The organism is Amycolatopsis sp. DSM 110486 (assembly GCF_019468465.1).
GTDB lineage: Bacteria > Actinomycetota > Actinomycetes > Mycobacteriales > Pseudonocardiaceae > Amycolatopsis.
In genome coordinates this window covers 1,914,203-1,931,850 of record NZ_CP080519.1, presented here as the reverse complement: position 1 = coordinate 1,931,850, position 17,648 = coordinate 1,914,203, and the positions used below count along the sequence as shown (strand labels likewise).

The following is a 17,648-nucleotide window of genomic DNA, read 5'->3' as shown; positions in this document are numbered from 1 at the left end:
GCTGTCGCTGAAATTCTCGGTGCAGCCGACGAACCGGCTACCCGTGACGGACCGGTTGGTTGAGCTTCTCGGCGTGCCGGCGGGCGAGGTCGTGGGATGCGGCGAGGGACTCCTTGTGCAGGTGCAGCAAGGGACGCAGCTGGTCGACGGTGGGGGCGAAGGTCAGCTCCGGAGTGATGAAGTGCACCTCGAGTCCGAAGAGGACGGTGTCGCTGAGGATGGTCCGCAAGGCGGGCACGAGGTAGTCCTTGCCGTGCTGGGGCGCGCCCGGGCCGTAGCCGCCGCCGCGGGCGGAGACGACGACAGCGGTGCGCCCGGCCGTGGGTGCGGCGCCCGGGCCGAGCCCGATGGTGCGGCCGGGAACCATGACGTGGTCCAGCCAGGCCTTGAACACCGACGGGATCGAGTAGTTGTACATCGGCACCGCGAACAGGTAGGTGCTCGCGCCGAGGAACTCCTCGACGAGCTCGTCCTGCAGTGCCGCCGCGGTGGCCTGTTCGGTGGTGCGGTCGGCGGGTGCGGTGGCGCGCGCCGTGATGCCGGCGGCGTCGAGGTGGGCGACCGGGCTGTGGGCGAGGTCGCGGGTCACGACGTCGCCGGTCCAGGTCTCGGTGAAGGTGTCGGCCACGCGCCGGGAAAACGACGTGTCCGGGGTGGCGGAGGCGTTGACGCGCAAGAGGTACGACATGGTCTCTCCAGAGGTGGGGTGTCAGGCGGACGGAGCGGCGCAGCCGTCGGGCGTGCACACGTCGCCCACACCCAGTGGCGTGGTCCGGCGGGCGTCCCAGGCGGTTCGCAGGGCCGACACGAGGTCGTCGGTGGAGACGGCGCCGGCGAGCGCGTGGGTGCCGCCGAGGACGAGGAAGGGCGTGCCGCGCGCGCCGAGTCGCTGGGCCATCTCCTGGTCGGCCAGCACGCGGGCGCGGTAGCGGTGGCTGTCCAGCGCGTCCGCCGCGGCGTCGACGTCCAGGCCGGCCTCGGCGGCGAAGTCCAGGACCTCCGCGCGCGTCCACAGCTTGCGGGCGTGGCCGAAGTGCGCCCGGAACATCGCGGTCCAGATCTCGGCACCGCGTCCCTGCTCGGTGGCGAAGGCGAGCAGCTCGTGCGCCAGGTCCGTCGGCCCGAGCGTGCGGTCGAGGACGTGGTACGGCGTGAGGCCCTCGGCCTGCGCGAGGAGTTCCAGCGGCCGCAGGACGTCGTGCTCGACCTGCGGAACACCGTGCTCGACGAGGAGCTGCCGCTGGGTCACGCCTTCGCGGGGCAGGTCCGGGTGCAGCTGGAACGAACGGTGCACCAGGCGCACCTCGGCGCCGTGCTCGAACCGCTCGAGCGCGGTGTGCAGCCGGTGGTCCATCAGCCCGCAATACGGGCAGACGACGTCCGACCAGAATTCGACGTCCACTGTGGTCCCTTCGAGATCCGCTTTCCACCGATGGTGCAACAGATTCGAAGGGCTTACAAAAGGCACATCAATGTGCGTGACCAGGCCGGACGGCGAGCTACTCTGGAGGGGTGAGAACTGTGGGAACCGACGTGCGGCTGAGGGTCGCGCAAGTGCCCGAGCCCTGTGTGCACTGGGCGAACCGCGACGCGGACTTCGTGCGCGAGGTGCTCGACCTCGTCGGTGACAAGTGGAGCGTGCTGCTGCTCGGCACGCTCGCGGGAGGCCCGCTGCGCTACTCGGACCTGATCGCGGCCGTGCCGGCCATTTCACAGCGAATGCTGACCTTGACGTTGAAACAGCTGCAGCGTGCCGGGTTCGTCGAACGGACCTCGCACCCGGAGGTGCCCCCGCGCGTGGAGTACACCCTCACGGAGCTGGGTTCGTCGCTGCTGTCGGCGGTGCTGGCGCTGGGCACGTGGTCGACCGAGCACCAGGCGCGGATCCGCGGGAACCAGGCGGCGTTCGACGCGGTGGAGTCGCAGGAGGCCGAGAAGCCCGAGTGACCCCGGATGGTCGCGGGGTCACTCGGACGTCTCAGCGCTCGGCCGCCGCGGGAACCGGACCTGCCGGGGCCGGCCGGCGAGTGTGGACGAACCGGGCCGACACGATCGACGCGACCAGGCCCAGCACGAGGAAGATCAAACCGAACGGGCCGAGGCTGTAGGCGCCGAACGCGGCAATCCCCGCTGCGCCGGTGAGGCCCGAAGCGGCCGTCGCGAGGTAGGTGGCGGAGGCGTTGAGGCCGATGCTCACCGGCGCGTGTTCGGGCGAAACCTCGATCAGCCGGTGCTGCAGCGGCACCAGCGTCGCCCAGCCGCAGACACCCCAGACGAACAGCGCGACGGCCGCCGTCGCGAAGGTGCGGCTGCTGAAGGGGAGCAGCGCGAAGTCGATGCCGACGACCACGACCGCCACCGCGATGATGCGCTGGCCGGAGATGCGGTCGGTGAGGTGCCCGGCCGTCACGCTGCCGACGGTGGCGCCCGCGCCCCAGAGGAACAGCAGGATGGCGAGCGCGATGCCGTTGCCGCCGGTGGCCCGGTTGAACGACTCGCCGACGAACGTGTAGTCGGTGAACAGGCCGGTGAACACCAGCAACGTCGTGAGCAGCGTGAAGCCGATGCGCGCGTCCTTCATGGTCGCCAGTCGCTCGCGCAGCCCGGCGACGTGAGCGGCGGGGATCGCGGGCAGGAGCACGGCGACGCCCACGGCACCCAGCACGGCGAGCGCGGCGACGAACCACAACGTCGTCTGCCAGTTGGTCTGCGAACCGATCACGGTGCCGATCGGCGCGCCCAGCGCGGTCGCGGAGCTGAGGCCGGCCATGACGACGGCGAGCGCGCGCCCGCGTTGGTGGGGCTCGACGAGGGACGCCGCCGTCGCGCTGGCGGTCGGGGTGAACATTCCGGCGCCGAGGCCCGCGATCACGCGGCTGGCGAGCACCAGCCCGTAGAGCGGGAGGGTGGCGGTGAGGACGTTGCCGACCGCCAAGATCAACAGCCCGGCGATCAGCAGCCGCTTGCGCGGCCAGTGCGCGGTGGTGGCGGCGATGATCGGCGACGACACCGCGTAGGTGAAGGCGAACATCGTCACCAGGAGGCCGGTCGCGGCCGCGTTCGTGTGCAACGAGCGCGAGATCTCGGGCAGGATGCCCGCGATCACGAAGCCGTCCGTTCCCACGGCGAACGTCCCCAGAGCGAGAACGAGCAGGCGTCGGTACACGGGAGAATCCCTTCGAGGAAGGTTTGATGTACGTCAAACCATAAGAAGGTGAAACCGCTCGCGTCAAGGACGGTTTGATGAATCTGGTACCATTGTGACTGAGGTCGCCGAGGAGGTGCTGTGGCTCGCTACCTGGAGGAACCGGCTGTCGCCGACATCCGGTTCGACGACGTGCTCAACGCGATCGCGGACGACGCGCGCATGCGTGTGCTGGTCACCCTCGCCGACGGCGAGTTCCACCCGTGCGGGCCGGAAGGTCTGCTGGCCGCGCTGCACAAGTCGACGTTGTCGCACCACAAGAAGGTGCTGCGCGAGGCCGGGCTGACGCGGACGAAGCTCGAAGGCCGCAACTACTTCGTGTGCCTGCGCCGCGAGGATCTCGACGCGCGGTTCCCGGGATTCCTCGACGCCGTGCTCGCCGGGTTGGCCGAGGTGTACTGATCCGTCCGAAGCGGACGGTGCTACTTGAGGACGCGCGTGTCGTCGGCGTGGATCGGCGTGCCGTCGGGTGTGACGTAGGTGAGCCGCGGGATCGGCTCTTCCGTCTCGCGGTCCACGAGCAGCACGTGGTCTTCACCGGGTCCGTAGGTGTGATCCTGGCCCCACTGCCGCAGGCTCACCACCAGGTCGAACAGGTCCTCGCCGCGCTTCGTCAGCACGTACTCACGGTAGGCGCTGCCGTCCGAGGCCGGTTCGACGGACAGCACGCCGGCGTCGACGAGGCTGCGCAGCCGGTCGGTGAGGATGTTCTTGGCCACCCCGAGGTTGCGCTGGAACTGCCCGAAGCGGCGGATCCCGTCGAACGCGTCGCGGATGATCAGCAGCGACCACTTGTCGCCGACGAGGTCCACCGTCCGCGCCACGGGGCACCGCGGGCTCGTCCACGTGCGCTCGCTCACCGCAGCCACCTCCGGTTGCTGTTTGAAACCACTCTGGCTAGTCTGGTTGCAGTTTACTACTGGTTGGAGAGGTGGTGTCTTGGAAGGGATCGCCGACCTGGGCGGCACCGAAGGCTGGGGTCCGGTGCATCCGACGCGGCGTGACGAGCCGGTGTTCCCCGAACGCTGGAACGCCCGGGCTTTCGCGCTGGGCGCGCTGGCCTGGCGCGCGGCCGGCGCCAACCTCGACGCTTTCCGCCACGGCCTCGAACGCCAGGACCGGGACGCGTATCTCGGCGAGGGTTACTGGGGCCGCTGGCTCAACGCCGGTGAGCTCGTGCTGCTCGACAGCGCACTGCTCGCGCCCGGAGCCGTCGACGCGCGCGCTCGCCGCCTCGCCGGTGACCCCGCCGAAGAGCCCCCGATTCCCGAGCCGCACAAACCCGGCTACGCGCCCACGGCCGAAGGTTCCTTGCGGGTCCTCGATGTTCCGCCCGCGTTGGCGGCCGGCGACCACGTGCGCACCAAAACGATGGCACCGCCCGGGCACACGCGGCTGGCCAAGTACGTGCGCGGACACGTCGGCGTCGTCGAGGCCGTGCAGCCGGCCTCGGTGCTGCCCGACACCAACGCCCACTTCGTCGCGGAGAACCCGCAGTACGTCTACACGGTGCGCTTCGCCTCGCGCGAACTCTGGGGCGCGGACAGCGAGCCCTTCGACGTCACCGTGGACCTGTTCGAATCGTACCTGGAGAAAATCGCGTGACTGCTGAGGAAACCGCCGGACGGCCGTCGGCCGCGCTGCGCACTGAGGCGCTCGAACAACTGCTCGTCGAACGCGGCCTGATCGACCCGGCGGTGGTCGACCGGCTCATCACGACGTACGAGACGAACATCGGTCCGCTCAACGGAGCCAAAGTCGTCGCGAAGGCGTGGACTGATCCGGCGTACCGCGAACGCCTCCTGGCCGACGGCACGACGGCCACGAAGGAACTCGGTTTCGGCGGGCCGCAGGGCGAGCACATCGTGGTGGTCGAGAACTCCGCGAAGGAGCACAACGTGGTGGTGTGCACGCTGTGCTCCTGCTACCCGTGGCCGCTGCTGGGCCTGCCGCCGAGCTGGTACAAGGACCCGGCTTACCGTGCGCGCGTGGTCCGTGAGCCGCGCACGGTGCTGTCGGAGATGGGATTGGACCTCGACGCGGACGTGCGCATCACCGTCCGCGATTCCAGCAGTGAGGTGCGCTGGCTGGTGCTGCCGGAGCGCCCGGCCGGCACGGAAAGCCTTTCCGAAGACGAACTCGTCGAGCTCGTCACGCGCGACGCGATGGTGGGCGTCGCGAAGGTGGCGGCCCCGTGAGCGCGCCACTGAGCGTTGACGGGATCGCAGCACCGCCGCGCGCCAACGGTGAGCTGCTCTTCGCGGCGCCGTGGGAGAGCCGCGCATTCGGGTTGGCGGTGTCGCTCTACGAAGCCGGCGCGTTCGACTGGCCGCGGTTCCAGGCCGCGCTGATCGCACGCATCGGTGCGTGGGACGCGGACCGCGTCGGCGACTGGAGCTACTACCACCACTGGCTCGCCGCGCTGGAGGACGTGCTCGTCGACACCGGCGCGGTGCCCGGCGGCGAGGTCGCCTCGCGCGCCGAGGCGCTCGCCCTGCGCCCGGCCGGCCACGACCACCCGCACCCACACCCGTGACCGGTGGTCACGTCGTCGCCAGCGCCGCGGTCGGCGTGAGCCGCGCGGCGCGGACCGACGGGTAGACCCCCGCGACCACGCCGATCACGACCGCGCCCACCAACGCCCCGACGACCGCGGCCGGCGGGATCACGACCGGCCAGCGCTGATAAGTCGCGTATGCGAGCGTCGCCAAAGCCCCGACCGCAACCCCCGCCAGCCCACCGATCGCCGACAACGTGACGGCCTCGGTGAGGAACTGCACGCGGATCTGACCGCGGTTCGCGCCGAGCGCGCGGCGCAGTCCGATCTCACGGCGGCGTTCCAGCACGGAGATGACCATCGTGTTCGCGACACCGATGCCGCCGACGAGCAACGCGACACCGGCGAGTCCGAGGAACAAAGTGGACAGTGTCGCCTGCGTGGCCCGCTTGGCCAGCAGGCCGTCAGACGGCAGGCTCACCTGGACCAGGCCCGGCAGCTCCGGGTCCACAGTGGCCGGCAGGACCTTGCGCACGGCCTCGACCTGGGCCTCGTCGGCTTTCACGTAGATCACCGTCGGGCTGCCGTCGAAGTGCAGTTCGGCCTGCGCCGCCGCCCAGCCGACGAGCACGGAGCGGTCGATGTCCGGCGACAGCGGCGTTTTGTCGAGGATCCCGACGACGGTGAACCACGACCGCCCGACGTACACCTGCTGGGGCCGGGCGGCGTCGACGCGCGTGAAGCCGAGCCGGCTCGCCGCGACCGAGCCGAGGACGACGGTGGGGAAGCGTTCGTTGGCAGCGTTGAGGAACTGGCCCGAGCCGACGTGGGCGTTGATCGCCTCCGGCAGGTTCGGTTTGGCGGCCAGCACGGTGAGGCCGGAGTAGTCGTCGTCGAGGTCGTTGCGCCCGACCGGCGTGTTCGTGTTCGCGACCGCGCTGGCGACGGTCACCGGACCGATCCGCTGCGCCATGGCGACGGATTCGGGCCGCAGCTTCACCGGAGGGTCCGACACGACGGGCGTCACCTGCAGGATGTTGGTGCCGAGCCGCGTGAGCTGTTCCAGTAGCGCCTGTTCGCTCGACGCGGGGATCGCCGTCACGAGGATCATCGTGGCGATGCCGATCGCGATCCCGAGCGCCGAGAGCACGGCGCGGCCGGGGCGCGTACGAAGCCCGACGAGACCGAGGCGGAGCAGGTCACCGGGAGCGAGCCGGACGACGGGGATCGGTTGCGCGCGCGTCATCGCCGGGCTCCGATCCGGGTGTCGGCGGTGACGCGGCCGTCGAGGATTTCGATCCGGCGTGGCAGCCGCGCGGCGATGTCGCGGTCGTGCGTGATGATCACGATGGTGGCGCCGGCGCGGTTGAGCGTGGTGAACAGCTCCAGGATCGCCTGGCCGGTCGCGGTGTCCAGCGCTCCGGTCGGTTCGTCGGCGAGCACCACGGCCGGGTTGTTGACCAGCGCCCGCGCGATGGCGACGCGCTGCCGTTCGCCACCGGAAAGCTCGGTGGGCCGGTGGTCGACGCGGTGGGCCAGGCCGACCTGGGCGAGCGCCTCGAGGGCCAACGGCCGGCGCCGGCGGCGCGGAACCCCGGCATACAGCAAGCCGGTGGCCACGTTCTCGGCCGCGCTGAGGCCGTTGGACAGGTGGAACTGCTGGAAGACGAACCCCAGTTGCCGGCTGCGCAACGCCGACAGGCGGCGGTCCGACAGTGTCGTGACGTCGTGCCCGGACAGCTCCACGGTGCCTGCGGTGGGGCGGTCGAGGGTGCCCATGATGTTGAGCAGGCTCGATTTCCCCGATCCGGACGGCCCGACCACGCCGACGAAATCACCTTCGTCGACAGTCAGGGAGACGTCGTCGAGCGCCCGCACGCCACCGGGATAGGCGAGCACCGCGTGGCGGACGGCGAGCACGGGCGTCACGACGTGGTCACCACCTTCAGGCCCGCCGCGACGCCGGTGCCGGTGACCTCGACCATGCCTTTCGTGAACAGGCCGGTGGTCACCGCGAGCAGTGTGCCGTCCGGCTTTTGCAGCCCGTACCCGCCGCCGCTGAGCGCCAGCAGCGCCCCGATCGGCACGGCCAGCACGCCTTTGCGCGTCTCTCCAGTGAAGTTCACCTGCACCGGCGCCGGGTCGACGTGCTGCACCGCGGCCGCGTCGGTGGGCACGACGGTCACGGTCTGCTGCGCCGGCTGGCCGTCCGCCGGGTTGCCGGCACTGCGCGCGGGTGTCGTGGTGCTGATCGAGCCGATGGTCGCGTCCGCGGTGGCGCCGTCGGGCAGGACCACGGTGACCTGGCCGGATTTCTGGATCTGTTGCGCGTCACCGGGTTGCAGCGGCACGTGCACGACCTTCGTCGTCGACGCGACCGACAGCACGCCGTTGCCGGCGTCGTCGCCGAGCTGTGCGCTGGTGGCCGTGACGCGGGCTTCACCGGCGAGCACCACGGCGTCGTCGGCGCCGAGCTCGCCGGTGTGCGGGCGACCGGTGTCCTGCTGCCAGCGGCGGATCGCGGCGGTCAAGGCCGGGGTGAGCACCGCGTCGTCCTTGCTCACGGTGTAGCGAGGCGCGGGACTGGCCGGGGCGTCGGAAGTTGGTAGTGCGGCCGAAGACGCAGGTGGTGCGGGAGTGCCGGCCGGCAGGTCGACGACGGTGCCCGCCTTGGGCTGGCTGCCGATGCGGTAGCCGAGCGCGGCGAGGTTGTCGGCGACCACCCGGACGTCGCGGCCGACCAGCCCAGGGGTGTCCAGGGCGCGGAACAACGGTGTGCTGCCGTAGAACACCGCCACCGCGCGGTCGTCCACGCGCATGAGCGTCGCGCCGCGAGACACGGTGGTGCCGACCGTCGGCAACCACGTCACGTGGCCTCCGCTGTGGCCTTTGACGGCGATTTCGTCGGCATAGCCGAGGGTTCCCTGCAGGGTGACCGTGGACGTGAGGTCGGTTCTGGTCACCTCGGCGGTCGCGGCGGCCGGGGTCGCGTTCGCCGGAGCGGGACCGTCGCCGTGCGATTGCAGGAGCACCACCACGCCGACGGCGACCACGGCGACGCACACCGCCGCGAGCACCAGCCGACGACTACCGCGCACCGAACGCCACCTTCTCGCAGTCGGCGGAGATGACCATCGCGTCCGCGATCGGCACGGATCCGTTCGGGTCGTAGGTGTAGCCGGTGGCGTCGATCTTGACCTCGATGCCGTGGGAGCGCATGCAGTTGGCGAGGTCGCGCATGCCGTCCTGGTAGGCCGCGGGGTCCTTGCGCGCCAAGCGGTCCTTGAGGTCCTCCGGCTGCTTCGGCGCGCAGGCCTCGCGGGCGCCCGCGAACTTCGGGTTCGGGTTGTCGTGGTCGCGTTTGTAGTCGGGGATGCCGTGGTCGGTCAGGCACTGGATCCACAGCCGGGTGAGCCGGTCGCGTTCCGCCGGGTCGGTGTCGGGCCGGATCAGCGGCCGCGCGTCGTCGGCGGACGTCGTCGCGGACGGACTGGCCGCCGAGGCGCTGCTCGGGAGCGCGGCCACCGACGGCGCGGAGCCGGCGCTCGGTGCGCCGCCGCAGCCGGCGAGGACCAGGGCCGCGGCCGCCAGCGCGGTCCCGGCCAGGAGGGGTCGAAGGGTCATGGCGGCGAGGATGACCGACAGATGTGAAGAGGATGTGGTGGCCGTGATCGACGCCGGGACAACCACGCGGGGCCGGGATACGATGGGTGCCTGCGATTCCCAAGTGGACGCGGGGGTGAGGAGAAACCGGGTGTGCGCCTACGTCCTGGTCGCCGAGGACGATGTGAAGCAGGCCGAACTCGTGCGGCTCTACCTGCGCCACGATGGCCATTCGGTGCAGCTGGTGACCGACGGGCAGGCCGCGCTCGACGAGGTTCGCCGCCGTTGCCCCGATCTGCTCGTGCTCGACCTCATGCTGCCTTCGGTGAGCGGTCTGGACGTGTGCACGCAGGTGCGGCGCGAGTCGGCCGTGCCGATCCTGATGGTCACGGCGAAGTCCACTGTGAACGATCGGCTCCGCGGGTTCGACCTGGGCGCCGACGACTATCTCGTGAAGCCGTACGACCCGCGCGAGCTCGTCGCGCGGGCCCGGGTTCTGTTGCGCCGCGCGGATCCGGACGACCAGGGCGAGCCGCCGGTGCGCGTCGGCGACCTCGTGCTCGACCCGGCGCGGTTCGAGGTGCGCGTCGGCGACCGTCCGGTGGAGTGCACGGCCGCCGAGTTCCGCATCCTGACGGCGCTGGCTTCGGCGCCGGGCCGGGTGTTCAGCCGGGCGCAGCTCGTGGAGCGGGTGTACGGGATCGACGCGTTCATCACAGAGCGCACGATCGACGTGCACATCAAGAACCTTCGCAAGAAGATCGAGGTGGATCCGCGCAACCCCGAGTACCTGCTCACGGTGTTCGGCGTCGGGTACAAGGTCCGCGATGGCCGCTGAATCCTCCTGGCAGCACAGCATTCGGCTGCGTTTCCTCGCCGGCGGGGTGCTCGTCGCCGTGTGCGCGATCGCCGCCACCGCGTGGCTCGCGGCGAGCACCACCACCGGCGCGATCCGGCAGGAACAGGGCGAGACGGCAGCGAGCACCGCGTTGAGCTACAACGCTTTGCTCGGTTACGCCGCCGGCCACGCGACGTGGACCGGTGTCGCTGACACATTGCAGGGTCTGCACCGCACGACCGGCCTCGACCTCGAGCTGGCCACGACGTCCGGCGCCCGGATCGCGGCCAGCGGCGACGGCGTGCCGGTGGACGAACGCAAGCTCGCCACGGTCGTCGACCCGCTCGCCGTCGACCCGGCCTTGCAGCCGGACGCCCCCGGCGACCGGATCGACGCGCGCGTGATCGGGCCGTTCACCCTGCCCGCCGCGGAACGGGAGGTGGTGCGCAAGCGCGCCGACGACGAAGTGGTGTGCGCGGGGAAGCTGCCCGCCGCCGCGAAGATCGTCGAGACGTCCGGCGGACGCGTATTCGTCGAAGCAGATCCGAAGACCCGCCGGATCTGCGACCAGCTGGGTCTCGCGGTGATCGGCGGCCCGGCCGAAGACGACGTGCTGCAGGACCCCACCCCCACCGAAACCGCGGCGCTGGGCGAGCTCAACCGGCTGCTGATTCCGTGCATCGAAGGACAGCGGGACCAGGTGAAAGCCGTACTTTCCGCGGCGGGCAAGCTCGTGCCCGCGGCGACGATTTCCGATTCGGCCGGCTTCGCTATCTGCCTCACCGAGGCGCGGCACCGGCAGCTCGCCCCCTACGTGGCTCCCGCGGCGTTGCTCTACGTCTCCGCTCCCGGCACTCCGGGCCCGACCGTGGTCGGCTTGCCCGCCGCGGGCGCGCTCCGGATCGTCGCAGCGGCCGTCGGCGTGCTCGCCCTTACCTTGCTGGTCGGCTTCTTCCTCGCCAACCGGGTGCTGCGGCCGTTGGGCACGCTCGCCGACGCGGCGCGGCGCATGCGGAGCGGCGATCGCACGGCCCGCGCCGACGTCGCCGCGAAATGGGAGATCGCCGACGTGGCCCAGGCGTTCAACGACATGGCCGAACACGTCGAACGCACCGAGCGGCAGCGCACCGAGCTGGTCAGCGACGTCTCGCACGAGCTGCGCACCCCGCTCGGCACCCTGCGCGGCTGGCTGATCGCGACGCAGGACGGCCTCGCGAAGCCCGATCCGGCGCTGATCGAGTCGCTGCTGGAGGAGACGGAGGTGCTGCGCCACCTCGTCGACGACCTGCAGGACCTCGCCCACGCCGACGCGGGTGAGCTGCGGATGTCCCTCGAAGACGTCGACGCCGGGGAGGTGCTGCGCCAGATCGCGGCCGCGCGCCCCGACGTGCTGGTCGCCGAGGTGTCCGGCGCGCTGCCGGTGCGGGCCGATCGCGTGCGGCTGCGGCAGCTGATCGGCAACCTCGTCACCAACGCCCTGCGCCACTCGCCGCCGGGGGAGCACGTGGTGCTGCGCGGCGCCCGCGCCGGCGCCCGCGTCGAGCTCTCCGTGGTCGACCGCGGCGCCGGCATCGCCGCCGAGGACCTGCCCCACGTGTTCGACCGCTTCTGGCGCGCGGACAAGTCACGCTCGCGCAGCACCGGCGGCAGCGGTCTCGGGCTCGCGATCGTCAAGCACCTCACCGAAGCCCACGGCGGCATCGTCACCGTCGCCAGCACGCCGGGCGCGGGCACGACCGTCACGGTTTCGCTGCCCGCCGGCTGACGAGGACCTGCCTCGCGAACGAGGGTGCCGTCGGTCACTGGGTTCAGCGACAGACTAGCAAAGTATCGATATTTTGCTAGTCTAGCGATGGAGCCGTCGAGTCGTCCCGGACAGAGGAAGGCAAGCCATGCCGCTGCATCGTTTGACGTCGATCACGCTGGGTGTGCCCAATGTGGACGCGACCGCTGGGTACTACGAGGACTTCGGCTTGACGCCGGTGGGCGAGAAGGTGGAGAACCGGCTCGCCACCGCCGAAGGGGGCGAGCAGCTGAAGATCACGCACTCGCCGCTGCGCCGGCTGGTGGAGCTGGGCGTGGGGGTCGACGACCCGGACGACCTCGACCGGATCGAGGCGAGCCTCGCGAAGCTCGACGTGGCCGGGAAGCGCGACGAAACGTCGCTGCGGGTGCTCGACCCGAACTCGAACACGCTGGTGGTGCTGGAGATCGCACCGCACCTCGTGCAGGCGCCCGTGGAGCAGGTGCTCTACAACGGCCCCGGCCGGCCCTCGCGGCCCAACGGCCGCGCGCCCGGCGTGGAGCGCACGAACAAAGTACGGCCGAAGAAGCTGGGCCACGTCGTGATCGGGTCGAAGGACCAGGACGCGTCGCAGAGGTTCTTCACCGAGGGCATCGGGTTCAAGGCCAGCGACCACGTTCCGAGCCTCGCGAGCTTCCTGCGCTGCTCGACCGACCACCACAACCTGCTGATCCAGAAGGCGCCCGTCGACTTCCTGCACCACACCGCGTGGGAGGTGGACGACGTCGACGAGGTCGGCCGCGGCGCCACCGAGATGCTCGAAGGCAACCCCGAGCGTCACGTCTGGGGCCTGGGCCGCCACCACATCGGGTCCAACTTCTTCTGGTACCTCAAGGATCCCGCCGGCAACTTCTCCGAGTACTACAGCGATCTCGACTGCATCGTCGACGACGCACTGTGGAAGCCCTCGGTCGTCGACGGCACCCGCGGCATCTACAACTGGGGCCCGCCGCTGCCGCCCTCGTTCATCAAGCCCGAAGACCTCGCCGCGCTCATGACCGGCACGCACAGCCCTCGCTGACCTTCTTCGCAGACAAGGAAAAACCATGCGCTACGGAAACATCAACGGCCGGGCCGCCCTGATCTCCGGTGACCTCGCCCTCGACGTCGAGAAGGCCAGCGACGGCTTGTTCGGCCCGGACCCCGACGGCGTCTTCGAGAACTGGGCCGAGTTCGCCGCGTGGGCGCGCGGGCAGTCCTTCGAGGACGCGGTGCCGTTCACCGACGTCGAGGTCGGCCCGCCGGTGCTGCGCCCCGCTCAGATCTTCGGCATCGGCCTGAACTACGACGCGCACGCGGCCGAAGCGGGCCTGGAGGCGTCGGTCACCCGGCCCGCGGTGTTCACGAAGTTCGTCACCAGCATCACCGGTCCGTACGACGCGGTGCGGCTGCCCAGCGCGTCGGTCGACTGGGAGGTGGAGCTCGTGGTCGTGATCGGCAAGCGAGCCGAGGACGTGACCAAGGAACAGGGCTGGGACCACGTCGCGGGCCTGACGATCGGGCAGGATCTGTCCGAACGCGACGTTCAGCTCGCCGGCCCGGTGCCGCAGTTCTCGCTCGGCAAGTCCTACCCCGGCTTCAGCCCGATCGGCCCCGCGATCGTGACGCCCGACGAGCTCGCCGACCGCGACGACCTCGCGCTGAGCTGCTCCGTCGGCGACGAGGTGTTGCAGGACGGGCGCACGCGCGACCTCAACTTCTCCGTGCCGGCGCTGGTTTCGTACCTGTCGTCGATCCTGCCGTTGCTGCCGGGTGACGTGATCTTCACCGGCACGCCGGCGGGCGTGGGGATGGGCCGGGACCCCCAGCGCTACTTGGTTCCCGGCACCACGCTGGTCAGCGAGATCGAGGGCATCGGACGGCTGCGCAACGACCTGGTCGCCGACTGAGGCCGGCCGCGGTCCCGGCTCACCCGGCCGGGACCGCCGTTATGGTCGTGAAATATCGATTTTATAGTAGAATGTTCGGGTGGTGACGAAACCTACTGCCAGCCGGACCGAGGAAGTCTTCGAGACGCTCCGAGCCGACCTCCTCGGCGGGCGCTACGAGCCGGGGCAGCGCATGAAGTCCCAGGAGCTGAGCACGCGCTTCGGCGTGAGCATGTCCGTGGTGCGCGAAGCGCTGACGCGGCTGGCGGAGCAGGGATTGCTGGTTTCCACGCCGCAACGCGGGTTCACCGTGCGCCCGCTGTCCGTCGACGATCTGGCCGACCTCACGAAGGTTCGCGTGCAGATCGAGTCCTTGGCTCTGCGGCAGTCGTTCGAGCTGGGCGACATCAGCTGGGAGACGTCGGTGCTCGGCACGCACCACGCGCTGGAACGCACGCCGGTGATCCTCGAAGACGGTTCGTACAACGAAGGCTGGACGCTGGCCCACCGCGACTTCCACCGCGCGCTGCTGGCCGGCTGCGGCAGCCCGCGGCTCGAGGCGATCGCCACGTCGTTGCGTGACAGCGCCGAGCTCTACCGGCGCTGGTACTGGGCGCTGACCGACGACCACCAGCGCGACATCGCCGGCGAACACCGCCGCCTCAAGGACTTCGCGCTGGACCGCGACACCGACCAGGCCGTGGCACTCCTCGGGGCGCACATCGAACGCGCGCCGCAGGCGTTGATCGCCTACGCGCAGGAAAACGGCTTGGACTCGTCGTTCGCGTGACTTTCCATGGATGACGCCGGCCGGGCTGACCCGGCCGGCGTCATCCCGGATCAATCGACGATCGTCACGACACCCGTCGGCGCGTCGAGCGCTTCGACCGTGAGCTCGGCCGCACGGTCGATGTGCACGCGGGGCTCGGCGGGCAAGGCACCTTCGTTGTAGGTGCCGGGGCCGTAGAACTGGCCGTAGCTCAGCACCACGCCGCCTTCGGCCAGCACCGACTGCTCGAGGTCCTTCACCGCGACGGCGTCGGGGCCGTCGGGCAGCTGCCACGCCACGCTCTGCGCGAGGATCTTCGGCGCGCCGGCCGCCCGCGCGGCCTCGATCAGGTTGTGGTTGCCCTCGGTGCGGATGCGGGCGTTGCGCTCGGCGTGCTCGCCGATCTTGGTGACGTCGTCGGGCAGGTCGGTGAGCTCGTTGAGCACGACGTCCGGCTTGAAGTCGCGGACGGTCTGCACGAGCGCGTCGCGGTCGAAGACGTCGCACAGGATCGCGACGGCGCCGAGGCCGATCAACGGTTCCATCTTGGCGGCCGACCGCGTCATGGCGCCGACCTCGTGCCCGGCCTCGACCAGCCGCGGGATCAGCCGCTGCCCGAGCACTCCGGAGGCGCCGGCGAGGAATACCTTCATCACTTCTCCTGGTTCTGCGAACTGTCTGACAGCAACCACGCTACGTGTCATGTGGCACGTGTTCGTGGTCCATTACTGCCCCAGAACCGTGGGCCAATCGGGCAATACTCGCCTTCGGCCGTCATCCTCGGTCAAGGCCGCATGGCGGCCGAGACGTGCCAGGAGTCCTCGAACATCACGAACCGGCGGATGCGCCCGTCCTCGCCGACCACGACGTGCACGGCGAAGAGCGTGTCCATCAGCTTGCCGGTGGCGCGCACGAGCACCGACGCCCGGCCGAGCGCCACGGCGTCCTCGCCCTCGACCACGATGCGGTCGATGTCGAACGACTTGCGGTCGACGTGGTTCCCCATGTGCGCGAAGAACTCCTGCACCGCTTCGGGCGTGTTTCGCTTGCCCAGCCAAGGAACGGTCTCGGTGTCGCCCGGGATGTCCCAGTGGAAGTCGTCGGCGAGCAGGGCGACGACGCCGGCGATGTCCCCGGCGCCGACGCGCTCGTAGAACTTCTCGACGGTCGTGCGGGTCGGTGGGGTCACGATCGGTCTCCTGTCTGATGGGGATGCAGTGGACTCACGGCCAAGATCCGGTCGAAATCGGCGCACAGCTTCGCGGCCTCGGGCGCGGACCACTCGGGTGCGCGCCAGGCGACGTGCCGATCAGGCCGCACGAGGACGGCGCCGCTCGTGCCGACCTCGCGCTGGTCCGCCCATTCGCCGAGCGGGTCCGCGAGGTCGCCGGGCCGGTGCCCGCCGATCACGTGCACGTCGACGTGCACGCCGGTGCGGGTGGTGAGGTCGTCGGCCACGGTGTGCCACGCCTCGCCGCCGACGCCCGTCAGCAGCGCGAACCCCAGCCCTTCGACGAGGTCCAAGGTGGACAGTGCATGGCCGTCTTGTTCCAGGCGGGCGTGGGGAACGCGGGCGCCGGGTGCGGTGGTCGGCACGTACTGGAGCACGGGGTCCGGCGGTTCCGGAACGGGCGGCAGGTGGTCGGCGACCAGCGCGCCCGTGGTGTACCGATAGCCGAGCTCGATGCCGTGGGCGTTGAACTGGCGGTCGGTCAGGGCCACGGCCTCCTTGAGGGCCAGGCGGCGGGCGTCGCCCTCGGGGCCCGGCGCGTCGAGCAGCTCCAGCGCGGCCCAGCCGTCCTCAGTGGACTGGCCGGGCGTGAAGCCGAGCGCCTCGTCGATGGCCGCGAGCTCCCCGAGGCTGGTGATGGCGCGCCGGACGCCCGCGTCGCCGACCGGCTGCCGTTCCTGCGAGTAGGTGTCGAGCAACTCCGGTCCCGCGTGGCCCGCCAGCACGAGCGCGAGCTTCCACGCCAGGTTGAACGCGTCGGCCACGGACATGTTCAGGCCGAGCCCGTTGGTCGGCGGGTGGCGGTGCACCGCGTCGCCGAGGCACAGCAGCCGGCCGGCGGCGTACGCGGTGGCGACCTGCGCGTTGACCTGCCAGCCGGCCACGCCCTTCACCTCGACGTCGAGCGCCGGGTCGCCGACGGCTGCCCGCACCCGCGCCACGAGCTCGTCCTCGCTCCACTCCTCGAGCGAGCGCTGCGCGGGGTCGTGCATGAAGCACAACACGAACTCCTCGAACGGTTTGTGGCAGATCAGCCCGCCCAGCCGCAACGGGGGCAGCGGGCCGGGCATCACGTTCCAGATCAGCACCCCCGGCCGGTGCGCCAGATAGCGGGTGAGGTCGGCCTTGAACCACACGTTCACCGCGTGCGCCAGCCCGCCGGGCCCTCCACGCGGAGGCCGGCGGTGGCGAGGACCTTGCTGCGCGCGCCGTCGGCGCCGAGCAGGTAGCGCGAGCGCACCACGTGCTGCTCGCCGGTGGTGCGGTCCACGAGCGTGCTGGTGACACCGTCTTCGTCGACGGTGGCCGACTCGAACTCCAGCTCGAACCGGATGTCGCTGCCCGCCTCGCGAGCGGCGTCGAGCAGCAGGGGTTCGAACACCGTCTGCGGGCAGTTGGCCATCGGCGCCGGGCTCGCCACGGCGTACTCGCCGGCGCGCGCGAGGCCGGTGCCCCAGGCTTCCGAGCGCGCGACCTCGCGCCCGGCGAGGCTCGTGACCCACAGGTTGTCGCGCATCAGCTCGTGTGAGGTCGCGACCGCGTGGAGGCGGTCCTCGACGCCGAGGTGGCGCAGGATCTCGACGGTCCGCTGGTTCACGATGTGCGCCCGCGGCGTGTGCGCGGTGCCGGCGTGCCGCTCGGCGACCAGGTGGCCGACGCCGTAGCGGCTCAACGCGAGCGCCGTCGTCAGCCCGGCCGGACCGGCGCCGACCACGAGCACGGGGACCTCTCGCGGCATCGTCGGCATGGGTTTCTCCTTCGTCCCCGAGGGTTCCGGGCGGCGGTGCCCGGGCTCTTTCACTGAAGCAAGAAAAAGTCGTGAGGTCAACGTTC

The 17,648-nt window shown here is 70.8% G+C and carries 21 protein-coding genes and 1 pseudogene; 10 read left to right on the top strand and 12 right to left on the bottom strand.

The annotated features are described in order from the left end of the window. Nucleotides 1-37 precede the first annotated feature (37 nt). On the bottom strand, nucleotides 38-688 hold the full coding sequence (locus tag K1T34_RS09330; protein ID WP_220243885.1) for an FMN-dependent NADH-azoreductase: 651 nt from the start codon (nucleotides 686-688) through the stop codon (nucleotides 38-40). A 21-nt stretch (nucleotides 689-709) separates the two neighbouring features. Further along, nucleotides 710-1,402: a DsbA family protein gene (locus tag K1T34_RS09325; protein WP_220243884.1), complete on the bottom strand. Its 693-nt coding sequence runs from the start codon at nucleotides 1,400-1,402 to the stop codon at nucleotides 710-712. Between the two features lie 110 nt (nucleotides 1,403-1,512). Here K1T34_RS09325 and K1T34_RS09320 point away from each other — a divergent pair, with 110 nt between their 5' ends. Beyond that, on the top strand, nucleotides 1,513-1,947 hold the full coding sequence (locus K1T34_RS09320) for a helix-turn-helix domain-containing protein (protein ID WP_255638419.1): 435 nt from the start codon (nucleotides 1,513-1,515) through the stop codon (nucleotides 1,945-1,947). Nucleotides 1,948-1,978: 31 nt separating this feature from the next. On the opposite strand, the gene K1T34_RS09315 is transcribed toward K1T34_RS09320, so the two are convergent. Next, complete coding sequence (locus K1T34_RS09315) at nucleotides 1,979-3,166, bottom strand: MFS transporter (protein WP_220243883.1); 1,188 nt, start codon at nucleotides 3,164-3,166, stop codon at nucleotides 1,979-1,981. A 120-nt stretch (nucleotides 3,167-3,286) separates the two neighbouring features. On the opposite strand from K1T34_RS09315, the gene K1T34_RS09310 reads away from it, so the two are divergent. Then, the gene (locus tag K1T34_RS09310) at nucleotides 3,287-3,607 is read left to right on the top strand and encodes a helix-turn-helix transcriptional regulator (RefSeq protein WP_255638418.1); all 321 of its coding nucleotides are present in this window, start codon (nucleotides 3,287-3,289) and stop codon (nucleotides 3,605-3,607) included. 20 nt (nucleotides 3,608-3,627) lie between these two features. Here the strand turns inward: K1T34_RS09310 and K1T34_RS09305 are convergent, their stop codons facing one another. Next, nucleotides 3,628-4,065: a helix-turn-helix domain-containing protein gene (locus K1T34_RS09305; protein ID WP_220243882.1), complete on the bottom strand. Its 438-nt coding sequence runs from the start codon at nucleotides 4,063-4,065 to the stop codon at nucleotides 3,628-3,630. Nucleotides 4,066-4,144: 79 nt separating this feature from the next. On the opposite strand from K1T34_RS09305, the gene nthB reads away from it, so the two are divergent. Genes nthB through K1T34_RS09290 form a run of 3 tightly spaced genes read left to right on the top strand, consistent with a single transcriptional unit; the run spans nucleotide 4,145 to nucleotide 5,741 of the window. Continuing rightward, nucleotides 4,145-4,810, top strand: a complete 666-nt coding sequence (nthB, locus tag K1T34_RS09300) for a nitrile hydratase subunit beta (protein WP_255638417.1) — start codon at nucleotides 4,145-4,147, stop codon at nucleotides 4,808-4,810. Beyond that, the gene (nthA, locus tag K1T34_RS09295; protein ID WP_220243880.1) at nucleotides 4,807-5,403 is read left to right on the top strand and encodes a nitrile hydratase subunit alpha; all 597 of its coding nucleotides are present in this window, start codon (nucleotides 4,807-4,809) and stop codon (nucleotides 5,401-5,403) included. Before nthB ends, nthA begins: the two co-directional genes overlap by 4 nt. Continuing rightward, nucleotides 5,400-5,741: a nitrile hydratase accessory protein gene (locus tag K1T34_RS09290; protein WP_220243879.1), complete on the top strand. Its 342-nt coding sequence runs from the start codon at nucleotides 5,400-5,402 to the stop codon at nucleotides 5,739-5,741. Before nthA ends, K1T34_RS09290 begins: the two co-directional genes overlap by 4 nt. Nucleotides 5,742-5,748: 7 nt before the next feature. Here K1T34_RS09290 and K1T34_RS09285 read toward each other — a convergent pair whose 3' ends face one another. Genes K1T34_RS09285 through K1T34_RS09270 form a run of 4 tightly spaced genes read right to left on the bottom strand, consistent with a single transcriptional unit; the run spans nucleotide 5,749 to nucleotide 9,326 of the window. Then, nucleotides 5,749-6,948 (bottom strand): ABC transporter permease, encoded by a 1,200-nt coding sequence (locus K1T34_RS09285; RefSeq protein WP_220243878.1) that lies wholly within the window; start codon nucleotides 6,946-6,948, stop codon nucleotides 5,749-5,751. Further along, on the bottom strand, nucleotides 6,945-7,631 hold the full coding sequence (locus K1T34_RS09280) for an ABC transporter ATP-binding protein (RefSeq protein ID WP_220243877.1): 687 nt from the start codon (nucleotides 7,629-7,631) through the stop codon (nucleotides 6,945-6,947). Before K1T34_RS09280 ends, K1T34_RS09285 begins: the two co-directional genes overlap by 4 nt. After that, nucleotides 7,628-8,800, bottom strand: coding sequence for a hypothetical protein (locus K1T34_RS09275; RefSeq protein ID WP_220243876.1), 1,173 nt, complete (start codon nucleotides 8,798-8,800; stop codon nucleotides 7,628-7,630). The genes K1T34_RS09280 and K1T34_RS09275 overlap by 4 nt, the downstream gene beginning before the upstream one ends. Then, nucleotides 8,790-9,326, bottom strand: coding sequence for a hypothetical protein (locus tag K1T34_RS09270; protein ID WP_220243875.1), 537 nt, complete (start codon nucleotides 9,324-9,326; stop codon nucleotides 8,790-8,792). The genes K1T34_RS09275 and K1T34_RS09270 overlap by 11 nt, the downstream gene beginning before the upstream one ends. A gap of 130 nt (nucleotides 9,327-9,456) precedes the next feature. Here K1T34_RS09270 and K1T34_RS09265 point away from each other — a divergent pair, with 130 nt between their 5' ends. From K1T34_RS09265 to K1T34_RS09245, 5 genes are all read left to right on the top strand, one after another. Further along, nucleotides 9,457-10,143, top strand: coding sequence for a response regulator transcription factor (locus K1T34_RS09265; protein WP_220243874.1), 687 nt, complete (start codon nucleotides 9,457-9,459; stop codon nucleotides 10,141-10,143). Beyond that, nucleotides 10,133-11,908 carry a cell wall metabolism sensor histidine kinase WalK gene (locus K1T34_RS09260; protein ID WP_220243873.1) on the top strand — a complete coding sequence of 592 codons (1,776 nt, stop codon included), beginning with the start codon at nucleotides 10,133-10,135 and terminating at the stop codon, nucleotides 11,906-11,908. The genes K1T34_RS09265 and K1T34_RS09260 overlap by 11 nt, the downstream gene beginning before the upstream one ends. A 127-nt stretch (nucleotides 11,909-12,035) precedes the next feature. Next, nucleotides 12,036-12,968 carry a VOC family protein gene (locus K1T34_RS09255; RefSeq protein ID WP_220243872.1) on the top strand — a complete coding sequence of 311 codons (933 nt, stop codon included), beginning with the start codon at nucleotides 12,036-12,038 and terminating at the stop codon, nucleotides 12,966-12,968. 25 nt (nucleotides 12,969-12,993) lie between these two features. Continuing rightward, a complete protein-coding gene (locus K1T34_RS09250) occupies nucleotides 12,994-13,836 on the top strand; it encodes a fumarylacetoacetate hydrolase family protein (protein ID WP_220243871.1) in 843 nt (280 codons plus the stop codon). An 82-nt stretch (nucleotides 13,837-13,918) separates the two neighbouring features. Next, the gene (locus tag K1T34_RS09245) at nucleotides 13,919-14,605 is read left to right on the top strand and encodes a GntR family transcriptional regulator (protein WP_220243870.1); all 687 of its coding nucleotides are present in this window, start codon (nucleotides 13,919-13,921) and stop codon (nucleotides 14,603-14,605) included. Between the two features lie 50 nt (nucleotides 14,606-14,655). Here the strand turns inward: K1T34_RS09245 and K1T34_RS09240 are convergent, their stop codons facing one another. The 4 genes and pseudogenes from K1T34_RS09240 to K1T34_RS54635 all read right to left on the bottom strand — a co-directional run. Then, nucleotides 14,656-15,237 (bottom strand): SDR family oxidoreductase, encoded by a 582-nt coding sequence (locus K1T34_RS09240; protein ID WP_255638416.1) that lies wholly within the window; start codon nucleotides 15,235-15,237, stop codon nucleotides 14,656-14,658. A 131-nt stretch (nucleotides 15,238-15,368) separates the two neighbouring features. After that, a complete protein-coding gene (locus tag K1T34_RS09235) occupies nucleotides 15,369-15,773 on the bottom strand; it encodes a nuclear transport factor 2 family protein (protein WP_220243868.1) in 405 nt (134 codons plus the stop codon). After that, on the bottom strand, nucleotides 15,770-16,180 hold the full coding sequence (locus K1T34_RS54640; RefSeq protein WP_370643811.1) for a hypothetical protein: 411 nt from the start codon (nucleotides 16,178-16,180) through the stop codon (nucleotides 15,770-15,772). Before K1T34_RS54640 ends, K1T34_RS09235 begins: the two co-directional genes overlap by 4 nt. 336 nt (nucleotides 16,181-16,516) lie before the next feature. Further along, nucleotides 16,517-17,553: pseudogene (locus K1T34_RS54635) on the bottom strand (FAD-dependent monooxygenase); the annotation flags it as partial. Nucleotides 17,554-17,648 lie beyond the last annotated feature (95 nt).